The organism is Massilia eurypsychrophila, from assembly GCF_002760655.1.
Taxonomy (GTDB): Bacteria; Pseudomonadota; Gammaproteobacteria; order Burkholderiales; family Burkholderiaceae_D; genus JAFCUW01.
On record NZ_PDOC01000024.1, the window covers coordinates 29,326 to 42,646 of the forward strand.

The 13,321-nt window shown below is 63.1% G+C and carries 14 protein-coding genes and 1 pseudogene; 3 read left to right on the forward strand and 12 right to left on the reverse strand.

The window, feature by feature from the left end; translation table 11 throughout:
• Positions 1-9: 9 nt before the first annotated feature.
• The 9 genes and pseudogenes from CR105_RS23540 to CR105_RS23575 all read right to left on the reverse strand — a co-directional run bounded on the left by CR105_RS23540 (position 10) and on the right by CR105_RS23575 (position 7,833).
• Positions 10-675: pseudogene (locus CR105_RS23540) on the reverse strand (urease accessory protein UreF).
• Positions 672-1,178, reverse strand: coding sequence for an urease accessory protein UreE (gene ureE, locus CR105_RS23545; protein WP_099792794.1), 507 nt, complete (start codon positions 1,176-1,178; stop codon positions 672-674). The pseudogene CR105_RS23540 and the gene ureE overlap by 4 nt, the downstream one beginning before the upstream one ends.
• A gap of 10 nt (positions 1,179-1,188) precedes the next feature.
• Entirely contained in the window at positions 1,189-2,889 is a 1,701-nt protein-coding gene (gene ureC, locus CR105_RS23550; protein ID WP_099792796.1) for an urease subunit alpha, read from the reverse strand.
• Entirely contained in the window at positions 2,886-3,194 is a 309-nt protein-coding gene (locus CR105_RS23555) for an urease subunit beta (RefSeq protein ID WP_099792798.1), read from the reverse strand. Before CR105_RS23555 ends, ureC begins: the two co-directional genes overlap by 4 nt.
• Before the next feature lie 7 nt (positions 3,195-3,201).
• Positions 3,202-3,504 (reverse strand): urease subunit gamma, encoded by a 303-nt coding sequence (locus tag CR105_RS23560; RefSeq protein WP_099792800.1) that lies wholly within the window; start codon positions 3,502-3,504, stop codon positions 3,202-3,204.
• Positions 3,505-3,515: 11 nt separating this feature from the next.
• Entirely contained in the window at positions 3,516-4,349 is an 834-nt protein-coding gene (locus tag CR105_RS23565; RefSeq protein ID WP_099792802.1) for an urease accessory protein UreD, read from the reverse strand.
• A gap of 191 nt (positions 4,350-4,540) precedes the next feature.
• Positions 4,541-4,696 carry a hypothetical protein gene (locus tag CR105_RS28515; protein ID WP_180288291.1) on the reverse strand — a complete coding sequence of 52 codons (156 nt, stop codon included), beginning with the start codon at positions 4,694-4,696 and terminating at the stop codon, positions 4,541-4,543.
• Positions 4,697-4,753: 57 nt separating this feature from the next.
• Positions 4,754-6,382, reverse strand: coding sequence for a SulP family inorganic anion transporter (locus CR105_RS23570; RefSeq protein ID WP_099792846.1), 1,629 nt, complete (start codon positions 6,380-6,382; stop codon positions 4,754-4,756).
• Between the two features lie 5 nt (positions 6,383-6,387).
• Positions 6,388-7,833, reverse strand: coding sequence for a GGDEF domain-containing response regulator (locus tag CR105_RS23575; protein ID WP_099792804.1), 1,446 nt, complete (start codon positions 7,831-7,833; stop codon positions 6,388-6,390).
• 175 nt (positions 7,834-8,008) lie between these two features.
• Between CR105_RS23575 and CR105_RS23580 the strand changes: the two genes are divergently transcribed.
• From CR105_RS23580 to CR105_RS23590, 3 genes are read left to right on the forward strand one after another with little or no spacing between them, the layout of a single operon-like run.
• Positions 8,009-8,980 carry an SDR family oxidoreductase gene (locus CR105_RS23580; protein WP_099792806.1) on the forward strand — a complete coding sequence of 324 codons (972 nt, stop codon included), beginning with the start codon at positions 8,009-8,011 and terminating at the stop codon, positions 8,978-8,980.
• Positions 8,981-9,005: 25 nt separating this feature from the next.
• On the forward strand, positions 9,006-10,097 hold the full coding sequence (gene ku, locus CR105_RS23585) for a non-homologous end joining protein Ku (protein WP_099792808.1): 1,092 nt from the start codon (positions 9,006-9,008) through the stop codon (positions 10,095-10,097).
• A 5-nt stretch (positions 10,098-10,102) separates the two neighbouring features.
• The gene (locus tag CR105_RS23590; protein WP_099792810.1) at positions 10,103-10,336 is read left to right on the forward strand and encodes a hypothetical protein; all 234 of its coding nucleotides are present in this window, start codon (positions 10,103-10,105) and stop codon (positions 10,334-10,336) included.
• Between the two features lie 110 nt (positions 10,337-10,446).
• Here the strand turns inward: CR105_RS23590 and CR105_RS23595 are convergent, their stop codons facing one another.
• The 3 genes from CR105_RS23595 to CR105_RS23605 are packed head-to-tail and all read right to left on the reverse strand — an operon-like array spanning position 10,447 to position 13,099.
• Positions 10,447-12,207 carry a T6SS phospholipase effector Tle1-like catalytic domain-containing protein gene (locus CR105_RS23595; protein WP_099792812.1) on the reverse strand — a complete coding sequence of 587 codons (1,761 nt, stop codon included), beginning with the start codon at positions 12,205-12,207 and terminating at the stop codon, positions 10,447-10,449.
• Entirely contained in the window at positions 12,204-12,710 is a 507-nt protein-coding gene (locus tag CR105_RS23600; protein WP_099792814.1) for a DUF3304 domain-containing protein, read from the reverse strand. Before CR105_RS23600 ends, CR105_RS23595 begins: the two co-directional genes overlap by 4 nt.
• Positions 12,707-13,099 (reverse strand): hypothetical protein, encoded by a 393-nt coding sequence (locus CR105_RS23605; protein ID WP_143752810.1) that lies wholly within the window; start codon positions 13,097-13,099, stop codon positions 12,707-12,709. Before CR105_RS23605 ends, CR105_RS23600 begins: the two co-directional genes overlap by 4 nt.
• Positions 13,100-13,321: the final 222 nt, after the last annotated feature.

The window sequence follows — 13,321 nt, forward strand, 5'->3', positions numbered from 1 at the left end:
CTCTTTTTTTCATGAGCGGTAAAGCCGTCCATGCTGCACCTCGTGCCGCATCGACAGCATGGAGTAGCCAGGCGCCCAGTTCGACATCGCGCAATCGGTCAGCGTGCAGGCGCGCTGCGCCGCCTGTTCAAGGTCGGGCGCCAGCGACAGCAGCAGGCGCTGGCCGGCCACCTGCCCCAGCGGCACCGACTTGACGCACACCAGCACCTGGTTCTCGCTCCACGAGAACAGCATCGCCAGCAGCGCCTCGCGGTGCGGAATGCCAAGCGCCGACACGGCGCAGGCGAATGCGGTGGGCAGACTGACTTCGGCGCCCAGCCTCGAGACGTCGGCCACGCCAAGTTCGGCCACCAGCCTGGTCAGCGAATAGCCCATCTGGATCGTCTCGGCGCGGAACTCGGCGCTGTCGCGCGAGGCGATGAAGCGCTCGCTCCACAAGGCTACTTCGGCGTCGTCGCCGGCGTCGAAGGCCTTGAGCAGGCGCCAGAGCAGCGGCGCATCCCACGTGGCGATGACGTCGTGCAGGCAGCCGGCGATCCACGCGCGCGCCGAAGCGGCATCGGTAACCGAGCCCTCGTCGATCGCCGTTTCCAGCCCTTGCGAGTAGCTTTAGCCGCCGATCGGCAGCGCAGGGCTGGCGAACTGCAGCAAGTGCAGCAGCGCGGCGGCGTTCATGCGGGCGCCTGGTCGCCAGGCCGGTGGATTTTCTGGCGCGCGGGAACGGGCGCTAGAAAATGGTCGTCGTGACGGTGGCTGGCGCCGGCGTAGGCGCCCTGCTCCGGCTCGAACGCGGCGGACTGCTCCTCCACGCTGGCGCCGAGTCCTTCGACCATTTCGCGCAGCACCGGGTCGGCGCGGATGGTCAGCATGCCCTCGCCGATCTGCACTTGGGTATGGCGATTCCCGAGGTGGAAGGCGCAGCGCGCCAGCACGAATGCGCTGTCGCAGCGCACTGCGTAGGTCGGCTCGAGCGCGGCGACCACTTCGACCACGCGGTGGTCGGCGCCGGTCATCAGGTCGCCGCCGCGCAGCACGGTGCCGCGCACGGTGAAGATGGCCACTTCCTCGCCGGAGTCGAGGCGCGCGCGCAGCCGGCATTTTTCGCGCTGGTCGTACGGCAGAACGAGCCGGCCGTACAGGTCGGCGGCGCTGGCGATTTTGGTGTGCAAGGTCAGCATGTTCGCTCCCTCAGAACAGGAAATAGCGCTGCGCCATCGGCAGCACGGCGGCAGCTTCGCACACCAGCAGTTGACCGTCGGCGCGCACTTCGTAGGTTTCGGGATCGACTTCCATGTGCGGCGTGGCGCCGTTATGGATCATGTGGGACTTGCGCAGATGACGCATGCCGCGCACGGGAATGAGCGTCTTTTGCAGGCCGAGCTGGCGGCCGATGTCGGCGTCGAACGCGGCCTGCGAGACAAACGTGAACGATTTTTTGAGGCCGCCACCGAAGGCGCCGAACATCATCCGGTAGTGTACCGGCTGCGGCGTCGGGATCGAGGCGTTCGGGTCGCCCATCTGGGCGGCGGCAATCATGCCGCCCTTGACGATGAGCGATGGCTTGACGCCGAAGAAGGCCGGCTTCCACAGCACGATGTCGGCGATCTTGCCTACTTCGAGCGAGCCGACGACATGCGACACACCGTGCGTGATGGCCGGGTTGATGGTGTACTTGGCGATGTAGCGCTTGACGCGGAAGTTGTCGTTGCGGACGGTGTCGGGCGCCAGGGCGCCGCGCTGCTGCTTCATCTTGTGCGCCGTCTGCCAGGTGCGCATGATGGTTTCGCCGACCCTGCCCATCGCCTGCGAGTCGGACGACATCATCGAAATGGCGCCGATGTCGTGCAGGATGTCCTCGGCGGCGATGGTCTCGCGTCGGATGCGCGACTCGGCGAACGCCACGTCCTCGGCGATGGCCGGATCGAGGTGGTGGCACACCATCAGCATGTCGAGGTGCTCGTCGAGCGTATTGACGGTGAACGGGCGGGTCGGGTTGGTCGACGACGGCAGCACGTTGGACTGGCCGACCGCGGCGATGATGTCGGGCGCGTGGCCGCCGCCGGCGCCTTCGGTATGGAAGGTGTGGATGGTGCGGTCCTTGAACGCGGCCAAGGTGGACTCGAGGAAGCCGGCCTCGTTGAGCGTGTCGGAATGCAGGGCCACCTGCACGTCCATGCGGTCGGCCACCGCCAGGCAGTTGTCGATCGCGGCCGGCGTGCTGCCCCAGTCCTCGTGCAGTTTCAGGCCGATGGCGCCGGCGCGCACCTGTTCCTCGAGCGGCGCCGGCTGGCTGACGTTGCCCTTGCCGAGAAAGCCGAGGTTCATCGGGAAGGCGTCGGCGGCGCCCAGCATGGCGTGCAGGTGCCACGGCCCCGGCGTGCAGGTGGTGGCGGCGGTGCCGGTGGCCGGCCCGGTGCCGCCGCCGATCATCGTCGTCACTCCGCTCATCAAGGCTTCCTCGATCTGCTGCGGGCAGATGAAGTGGATGTGGGTGTCGACGCCGCCGGCGGTGACGATGGCGCCTTCGCCGGCGATGATCTCGGTGGCGGCGCCGATCGCCATCGTCACGTTCGGCTGGATGTCGGGATTGCCGGCGCGGCCGATCGCCGCAATCATGCCGTTCCGGATGCCGATGTCGGCCTTGACGATGCCCCAGTGGTCAATGATGACGGCGTTGGTGATGACGGTGTCCATCACGTCGGCATGGCAGCGCTGCGACTGGCCCATGCCGTCGCGGATTACCTTGCCGCCGCCGAACTTGACCTCTTCGCCGTACAAGGCGAAGTCCTGCTCGATCTCGATGAACAGGTCGGTGTCGGCAAGCCGGATGCGGTCGCCCGTGGTGGGGCCGTACATTTCGGCGTAGGCCTGACGCGTGATGGTGGTCATTCGAGCGCCCCCATCACCAGGCCGTTGAAGCCGTAGACGTGGCGCGCACCGGCCAGGTCGACCAGTTCGACGGTGCGCTGCTGGCCCGGTTCGAAGCGCACCGCGGTGCCGGCGGCGATATTGAGGCGCATGCCGCGCGCATCGGCGCGGTCGAACAGCAGCGCGGAGTTGACCTCGAAAAAATGGAAGTGCGAGCCGACCTGGATCGGCCGGTCGCCGCTGTTGGCGACCGCCAGCGTGGCCGTGCGGCGGCCGACGTTGATCTCGATGTCGCCGGGTTCAAGCAGGTATTGTCCGGGGATCATGGCGCCCTCATGGTATCGGGTTGTGGACGGTGACGAGCTTGCTGCCATCCGGGAAGGTGGCCTCGACCTGAATGTCGGGGATCATTTCGGCGATGCCGTCCATGACGTCGGCGCGCGTCAGGATGGTGGCGCCCTCCGACATCAGCTGCGCGACCGTCTTGCCGTCGCGCGCGCCCTCGAGGATGGCGGCGCTGATGAGGGCCACCGCTTCCGGGTAATTGAGCTTGAGGCCGCGCGCCAGGCGCCGTTCGGCCAGCAGGCCGGCTGTGAAGATCAGCAGCTTGTCTTTTTCGCGTGGGCTCAGGTCCATGTGCCAGTCCTTTATGTATTCCAGATGCGCGGCAGCGGCGCATCGCAGCCAAGCAGGTGCGGACGCAGCGCCTGCCATACTTTAAAAATGGCGCCGCGCGCCGCCTCGCTGTCGTCGCCCAGGTAGCGCGCCACGCACACCGACTTGACCTGGCTAAGCGCCAGTGCCGGGTCGATGGCGCGCATGCTGGCCAGTAGGGTTGCCGGCATCGGCGGGCCGACGGCAATGAGCGTTGCGCAGACCGAGGCGCCGTGCAGCCCGAAGCGGCTGCTGATGCCGTCGGCGTCGACTGCGCCCTGCTCCCACCACACCAGCTTACCGGCGCTGCGAACCTGGGTGCGCTGGCGGATTACGCCGCGGCGGAACGACTCGCCGGAAGCGCGCCGACCGAAGCACAGGATCTCGCCGCCGATGTAGCGCGCCCCCTCCTCCAGTTGGACATCGTGATCGAGGACCACGTTCGCATCGTCGAAAAATATGGTCTCCTGCGGCATCCACTCGAAGGCTGCGCCGGCGCCGGCGCGGATGCGCACGTCCTGGCGCGAGACGCGGCCGTTGGCGCGGTACCACTTCGACGCTCCAGGCGTGGTGAGGAAGGCGTGGCTGCCGGCGCCGGCGCCGGCATCGAGTTCGAGGCAATCACCGCCGACCACGCCGCCGGGCGGATGGATGACGATGGCGTGGCAGATGCGCGGGCCTTCCGGATACAGCGGCTTTTGCACGCGCAGCGGTCCGCTGTGGGCGCGTTCGACCAGGCGGGTGACGCCGGCATCGTCGGCGAAGCGCAGCCGCAAGCTGGCGCGCCAGGTGGTGGTGGGATGGTCGGAGCGTGGGCAGTCTGGCATGCCCCAAGGGTTAGCAGGATGCGTGCCAAGAGCGGCGCACAGCGATGGTGCGCAGTTACGGCGCCGGCTCGGAGATCTGGTGCGCCGAGGCGCGTTAGTGCACCTCGGCGCGCACCATCAGGGTGCGGGAGATGGGGTCCCCGCGTGCACGAGGAGTCGGTCCTGCCAATGGCAGGACCGACTGCGATATTTTATGGGTGCTTTTTCGAGCGCGTGAGCCTGATCCAGAACGCGACTTCGAACGCCAGGCCGAGGAGCATCAATGCGGCGAGATTGCGCGCGCCGGCCGCGTAGCAGGCAATCGCGGCGACGAGGCAGCCGGCGGTGATCAGGTGGCGAACGCGCATGGAAAGGATCCTGTTGGGTTGAGCAGTGTCGAACAATGCCACAGCGCTATCAGGTTGTCACGTTTTTCCGGTCAGCTCGTCCCAGGCCATGACGGTACTTAAATACACCTTGCCGTTGAGGGTCGACAGCAGGTCGCTCGCCTTCAGCCGGTCCATCACCGGGCCTTTGACTTCGGCCAGGTGCAGGCCGATGCCGCGCGCACGCAGCATCTGATTGAGTTCGGCCAGGCCAAACAGCGCGGAAGTGTCGATCGCGTTTACGGCCGACAGCACCAACACCAGGTGCCGCGTGGACGGCCGCTGCGCCAGTTCGTCCTCGACGCGAGCGTTGACGGCGTCGACGTTGCCGAAGAAAAGGCCGGCGTCGATGCGCAGCATGAGGACGTCGGGTGCGGTGCCGGCCGGGTAGCGCTCGATATTGCGAAAGTGTTCGGTGCCGGCGATACGGCCCAATACCGCGATGTGCGGGCGGCTGGCGCGCCAGATCAGGGTGCCCATCGATAGCACCACGCCGATGACGACGCCCGCCTCCACGCCGAACGCCAGCACGCCGGCGGCGGTGGCCACCAGCGCGAGCGCGTCGCCGCGGTCGTAGCGCAGCGCCACGCGCAGCGTCGACAGTTCGAGCATGGTGAGGACGGCGACGATGATGGTGGCGGCCAGCGCCGGCAGCGGGATCAGCGCCAGCCAGCCGGTGGGTGCGACCAGCGCGAGCGCGAGCAGCAGCGCTGTGATGACGCTGGCCAGCGGCGTATTGGCGCCGGCGGCGAAATTGACGGCGGAGCGCGACATGCTGCCGGTGACCGGAAAGCCGCCGGTCAGCGCGCTGCCGACGTTGGCGGCGCCCAGGCCGATCAGCTCCATGTTGCTGTGTACTTTTTCCTGCCGCTTCAGGGCGAGCGCCTGCGCCGCCGACATGCTGATCAAGAAAATCATGAAGCCGATCAGCAGCGCCGGCTGCAGCAAAGGGCGCCAGTGTGCGTGCGACAGCGCCAGGTTCAGGCTCGGCAAGCCGGTGGGCACGGCGCCGGTGGTACGCACGTCGAGGCCGAGCGAGGCGACCAGCACGGTGGCGCCGATCACCACCGCCATCGGCGCCAGGCGCGCGCCGACATCGGCGGCGGCGGGACGCATGCCGAGGCGACGCAGCAAGGGCGCGAGCCAACTGCGCGCGGCCAGCAACAGCAGCAGCGAGCCGATGCCAAGCAGCGCGCTTGGCAGGTGCAGCGCGGGCAGGTCGGCGCCGGCCAGCGCCGGTAGCTGGCCGTACGCGATCACCAGGGCCGAGCCGATGGTGAAGCCGCTCATGACGGGGCGCGAGAAGAAGTTGGCCAGGAAGCCGATGCGCAGCAGGCCGCAAACGAGCAGCACAACGCCCGACAACAGTGCCAGCTGCGCGGCCAGCACGATGTACAGGCCGGAGCCGGGCGCCGCCAGCGGCGCCAGCGCGGCGGCCGTCATCAGCGAGATGATCGCCATCGGCCCGACAGACTGCGCCATGCTCGAGCCGAACAGCGCATAGAGCAGCGGCGGCAGGATGCTGGCGTACAAGCCGACGACCGGCGGCAGGCCGGCCACCATGGCGTACGCCATCCCCTGCGGGATCATCATCATCGCCACGACGATGCCGGCGCTGATGTCGCCGGCGAGCAGGCCGCGCCGATACTGCCTCAACCAGCCCAGCATGCCGGTCACCGCATCGCCAGTTCCACGCAGTTGCGTCCCGCGCGCTTGGCGCGCGCCAGTGCCGCGCTCACCCGCAGCATCAGCGAGTCGGCGCTTTCCTGGTCACCCAGCTGCGCCACCGCGAGGCTGATGGTGAGGCGGTCGCAGCCCGGGAAGGCGGTGCCGGCGATGGCAACGCGGATTTTTTCGGCCATCTTGAGGGCGTCGATCGCGTTGGTATGCGCGGCGACGATCTGGAACTGGTCGCCGCCGGAGCGCGCCAGCAGGTCGCTGGCGCGCAGTGCGGCCTGGGTTGTTTCGCCGACGATGCGCAGCGCGGCGTCGCCGCACGGGTGGCCGTAGCGGTCGTTGATGTCCTTGAAATGGTCGATGTCGTAGGCGATCAGCGCGAGCGGCGCGCGGTAACGGCGCGCGCGCTTGACTTCCTGCTCGAGCAGCTCCTCGCCGCGGCGGCGGTTGGCCACGCCGGTCAGCGCGTCGGTGGTGGCCAGACCCGTCAGGCGAGCGACTAGTTGTTCGGCGTCGCGGCTCATTTCGTCCAAGCGCAGGCCGAAGGCGGCCAGCTGCGCCAGGTCGGACAAGGTGGCCAGTTCGTCGGACGTGAACACGTGGGCCCGCGCAAACAGCAGGCTGATGGCGCCGAGCGGCGCGCCGGGGCCGGTCGCCAGGATGGGTACACCGATCGCCATGCCGGCGCCGATGCCGAGCAGGGCCTGCGCCAGTTGCGGGTCGCCGGCCTTTTCGGGCGCGTCGAGCAGCGCCAGTTCGCCGGTGAAGGCGGCCAGCAGGCCCGGGAAGACGTGGCGCACCGAAGACTGCGACAACGAGTCGGTGCTGGCAAGGATACGTTCGAGGTCGAGGCCGGACGGGGAATGCTCGGCGCTGAGCGCGAGCTCGCCGGCGCTGGCTTCAAACATCGCCGCGTGCACCACGCCTGGCCAGGCGCACAGCGCGGCGCAGATTCTGACGGCGAGAGCGCGCTGGTCATCGCCGCCCTGCACTGCCTGCTGCACGTGCGAGCCCATCGCCAGTAGCCGGCGCAGTTCGTCGGCGCCGGACGCGGCAACCGACGCCAGGGAAGCCAGCCGCTGATTGAGTTCATCGGCGCGGACCGGACCGATGACATAGTCGAGCGGGCCGCTGGCCATCAGTTCGACCAGCCAGCCAGCGGTGGAAAATGCGCACACCAGCAGAACAGGCGCGCCATTACGCTGTCTAACAAGAGCGCCGACGGTTTCGAGGTCGAGGCTGCGGTCGAAATGCTCGAGGTCGATGACGAGCAGATCAATTTGCTGCTGAGAAAGAATGTGTGCAGCCTGTTCGGCATCTTCGGCAAGAAACAGGCGACCGAACTGTTTGCCGCAGGATGCCTGAAAGTCGACGCGCCGCTGGGCGACCGGGTTCAGGAACAGTCCAACCTGCTGGGTGATGGCATCAGCCTGCTGCGACATACGTACTCCTCGTAATTGCTCGGCCCGGACGGGCGCGGTGTCCGCCCGTAGTTTGCCATAAAGCACAAGGGGCGCAAAGACAAAGACGAAATGTCGCCCTGTGTGCGAGAGCGCACGGTGCGATGCGGGGCCGCCGCCAGATACTCTAAATGACAAATGACGAAAAGGAAACATCATGGCCATCCAGGACGATGTAGCTGACAAGCAGAAGGCAATCCAGAGCCGGCAGGACCAGAAGGATGCGTCGGAGCAGCGTGGCGAGGAGAGCAAGGAGGCGGTGCAGACCGGCCCGGTGATTCATCCCGGCCCGCCGATGGCGTCGCAGCACCTGAGCAAACCGGGCATCGAGGCCGAAATGGAGCAACGGCCCCAGTTCATGGCCGAGCACTACAAGGGCAGCGGCAAGCTGCAGGGCCAGGTGGCGATCGTCACCGGCGGCGACTCGGGCATCGGGCGCGCGGTGGCGGTACTGTTCGCGCGCGAAGGCGCCGACGTCGCCATCCTGTACCTGAACGAGCATGAGGATGCGGCCGAAACCCAGCGCTGCGTGGAGGCCGAGGGCCAGCGCTGCGTGACGGTGGCCGGCGACGTCAAGGACATGGCGTTCTGCCAGGAGGCGGTCGACAAGGTGGTGGCGCAGTGGGGGCGGCTGGACGTACTGGTTAACAATGCGGCGTTCCAGGAGCATGCGTCGTCGCTGCTCGACCTGACCGAAGAGCGCTTTGACGAGACGATGCGCACCAACGTGTATGGCTACTTCCATATGGCGAAGGCGGTGCTGCCGTATCTGAAGCGGGGCGCATCGATCATCAATACGGGGTCGGTGACGGGACTGAAGGGCAGCAAGATGCTGCTTGACTATTCGACCACCAAGGGTGCGATTCACGCGTTCACGATGTCGCTGGCGGCGAACCTGATCGACAAGGGCATCCGGGTCAATGCGATCGCGCCGGGGCCGGTGTGGACGCCGCTTAATCCGGCGGACAAGCCGGCGTCGGAGATTGCCCAGTTTGGCGCCGACACCGATTATCACCGCGCGGCGCAGCCGGAAGAGCTGTCGCCGGCGTATGTGTTTCTGGCTTCATCGGTCTGTTCCAGTTATATCACCGGGATCGTGTTGCCGGTGACCGGCACGGTTGGCGAGTAAGCTTCATTCATCGAGGGGAATCGGTATGGCACGCAGCATGTGGAAAGGGGCGATCAGTTTTGGGCTGGTCCACATCCCGGTCGAGATGTACCCGGCAGTACAAACTCATGGACTTGACCTGACCATGCTGGATCGCCGCGATTTTTCGCCGGTGGGTTTCAAGCGCTACAACAAGAACAACCAGAAGGAAGTGACCTGGGACGATATCGTCAAGGGGTATGAATACACCGCCGGCGAGTATGTGGTGCTGTCGGACGAGGACCTGCGGCGCGCCAATCCGGAGGCGACCGGCACTATCGACATCCTCGCTTTTGTCGACGCTGAAGATGTGCCGCTGCTGTACTACGAACAGCCCTACTATCTGGCGCCCGGCAAGGGCGGCGACAAGGTGTACGCGCTGCTGCGCGAGACGTTGCGCTCGGCCGGCAAGATCGGCATCGCGACGGTGGTGATCCGTGTGAAGCAGCATCTGGCGGCGCTGGTGTGCGTGGGCGATACCATCGTGCTCAATACGCTGCGCTTTGCCGACGAGATCCGCGAGACTGATGAGCTGAAGATTCCGACCGCCAGTTCCAAGACCGCGGCCGTGTCGGACAAAGAGCTGAAGATGGCGATGGCGCTGGTCGAGGGCATGAGCGAGGAATGGAAGCCGGAGCAGTATCACGACACTTATCGCGAGGACGTACTTGCGCTGGTGGAGCAGAAGGTCAAGGCGAAAGAGACCAAGACCATCACCATGCCGGGCAAGGAAGCGGCGCGGCCTGCTTCCAGCAATGTGGTCGACCTGGTAGCACTGCTGCAGCAAAGTATTGGCGGGAAGAAGTCAGGCAAGGGCAAGGCAGCGGCGGAGTTTTCTGAGGACGATGCTGAGGTTGCGGCGGAGGATGATGACGAGCCGCCACCGCCACGCAAGGCGCGCAAGCCAGCGGCGAATGACGAGGAGGAAGCGCCCTCTTCTGCGAAGCCTCGCAAGGTGGCTTCTTCGAAGAGTACGGAGAAGATTGCGGCTTCGGCTTCTGCTAATGCGGCAAAGCCGAAGAAGGCCGCTGCGTCGAAGTCATCTGCTGCTGCGCCGGCCAAAACGCATTCGCCGGCGCGGCGGAAGTCGGCGGCTTAAGCGCAATGGAGGACTGGATCGACCTGGTGCAGTGGCCCGCTATGGCGGTGACCCTGTATGCGGCGTACCTGATTGGGTCGAAGCGGCCGGATCGGCGAATCTTCGGGTTCTGCATGTTCATCCTCAGTAACTTGCTGTGGATTTTTTGGGGGTGGCATGATGAGGCGTATGCGTTGATTGCGTTGCAGGTGGCGTTGTTGGGGACGAATGTGCGGGGGATTGTGAAGAACGAGGAGTAGTCGCAGAGCACCTTTCAAACATACTTCGCCGCAGTCCTCATTAGTCAACTTCCGCGTCAAGTTCGGACGATACCGTCTCGGGAGACTTGCTGGGCGCACTCCCATCAACATCAGCTCTCGTCGAAAACTCGCCGGTTTCTGATGTGCCCATCAGCTTCACGGCGAGTGTCGGTAATTGTCTTCACGGCCCTACTTGCGACAAGGTCCGTAATCTCATGCAAGTCCGCAGTGTCCGCATCGCTCATCACAGGAAAAGACCCTGGCGATATCGCATCTGCGGCAAGCACCCTCCTCTCCAGCCTGTTTAACACTTTTCCCGCGGTTCTCCGCTCCTTTATCCTTGCGATAGCCACGGAACGGTCATCGGCAGTCATAGGCCCTAACAAGCGGAACGAAGCGTGGGGATCGTGGATGTGCTCGTCGAAAAATCGCCATACCGTTACCGGTACGGTCAGCTTGCTGCGTTTCTCATCTGCGGCGGCACGACGGACAAGAGACATGGGACCATGGTGCTTCTTGATCCGTTCAACGTGCCACATGTCCTGAAGGAAATCTTTCTCGCTGGCCAGCATATCTTCTCTATCCTGTGCATTCGCCGCCTTATAGCTGCTGAGCTCTTTAAAGTTTGGACCCGCCTGTATGCGCCAACGCCAATATAACCGCATATGATCGAATAACACTTTTTCTACAGTTACGGACTGGCTACGCGACCACTCGGCGTAATCCCGGAATCCGATAGCTAACTGCTTACTAATCTGAAAATCCGCAGCTATCGCTTTTTCGGCGTCTAATTCTCGCATACTTAATAAGGGTACGCCGGTTTTTTGCGCTTCCAAGTACATGTGCACGAGAGGAATTTGCGATACCAAATTGGAGCGGTCACCGATCGCTTTCCCCTGATCGGCGGGACTGTAGCCTCCCCCCACATCGCAATGCGCGCCTGGATATACAACCTCGACGCAATTGGATGGGTAAATAGATTTATCCCGGGACGATGAGAGGGGAAACGACTTCCGTATCTCGTGCGCCGCGACGAAGTGCACACACCGCTCGACAATTTCTGGAATTCTCATCGTCCCGTCTGCCCAATCGAGAAAACCGCTTCCCACCGGCGAAGAATCAGCGATACCTACAGATGCAACGGTATCGAAGATACCTACGAATTGAAAGCGAATAGGTATTCCGCAGAACCGGTAACCGCCACGCGTTCCCTCGGCACAGCATTCACTAAGCCAATTGCAAAACGCGCGTGCTTCTGCTGCGCCTCTAGAAAATCCGAATACCGACAAATTTATAAACTTTACAATTGGACGTTTTCCAAAAATACTCGCGACAAGTTGCTTTTCCAATTCACCGAAATATCCGGCGCGCTTACCTTTTCCCAAAAGCCACGCTGTCTTAAGTCCGTTCGCTTGACTCGTGACTACCCGACGCGCTTCCGCTGCCGGAACCAAATCCCGGTCGCCGTGTACCGCTCTAAATATGGAGTTATACACTTGAATCATGGCGTAGTCGATGCGTGAGTCCCCGCCAGCGCCCGTTGCCTTCCCGTCGTCAGATTCTCTCATCTCGCCGATCTCTGGGAAGGGGGTTCCTAAGCCGGGTATGTAATATCTAAAATATCCCGTTTTCGATGAGTCCCGATGAGCGTCAAAGAGCACTGCTACATTTGAATAGCTACCGTCGTTTTTATCGCGATATTTATTATTGTTTGTTCCGTCGAAGAAAATTCCTATTGATACGACACGTTCACAAGTAATTTTTCCATCATTGGACAGGCAAGCGAAGGCTGCAGCCCGTTGACTTTGTTCTTTCGGTGATAATTTCCGTAGTCCTGGAAGTTTAGCGTTGGGGGTTTCGACCGAACTCATTGCGCCCTCCGTTCTTTCTTCGCGTCTTCTGGATAGCCAGGTCTTGTCGGAAAATTTGGATTCCCAATCCCGACATCGGAAACGAAAACCTTTACTTCGTCGTCAGGAAAGAAAAGAACATATACGTTTCCTTCTACAACATATTTATCTACGGCGACAATTCTTTCGAGTTGTTTTATCTTCCACGTTGTCCCGCTCGCGTCGCGCCCATCTGAACGTGCCCATTGAACTTTCACTCTAAAGTTCGGAGTCCATGTCCTTGGATAGATAGCACAGCACACATGGCCACCACCGCCGGTGTAGGTGCCTAGGCGCATCCCGCCGGCACCGTCAACCGTAAACCACTGTATCCCGTTGTCCGAATAGTTCGCGCCAACTATCCCGCCCATGCCGACCGCATGTTCTGCAGGAGCTTCGACCGGCTGACAGCCCGAGATAATTGACAAAACCAGTGCAATCCCAAGCGCCCGCTTGCTGTGTGTGCCAATCAATTCCAATCTCATAATTCACTTTCAAGGGTGTGTTCCAACGGGTAGTGATGACCTCGGGATAACGTATCCCACGTTTCATCGGTCCAATTCGCAACAAGCGCGGAAAAGCTGATGGCCTTATGCCGAATTTTTTGCCATGCACCAACCAGAATTGGATTGAGATAAAACGACTCTTGAGTCGTTAGGGCGATCACGCAAAACTGAAAGATTTCTCCGGTCGCCTCAAGCCCTAGGCGCCTAGCCGCTGTAACTAGCTTGGTAAGGCGAGCGTGAAATAGACCGAGGCCACCTTCAGGCACCAAGTCTGTGGCCCCTTCGCAGAACAGGTGGAAAATCTCGTCAGCTTCGCACGATGCCATCATTGACGAGAATTGCTTCTCTGAAAGAATTAATTTTTCCAAGCCACTTTCTGTAGGGCCAGAGTGGCGCGGCGAGAGAGATATGGAGTTAAGGTTCTCATTAAGCGGACAGATGGCTCCGTGACGATCAATTATCTGCCATCCGTCAATACTGTTCGCCAGCCTAGAACGCTGATGAGCATGAATCACTTCCATAAGGGCTGGAGTGACGCGGGTGTCCGCGAACCGGCAATAAAGTTCGACGCATCCTCCGTGCGCGCCCGC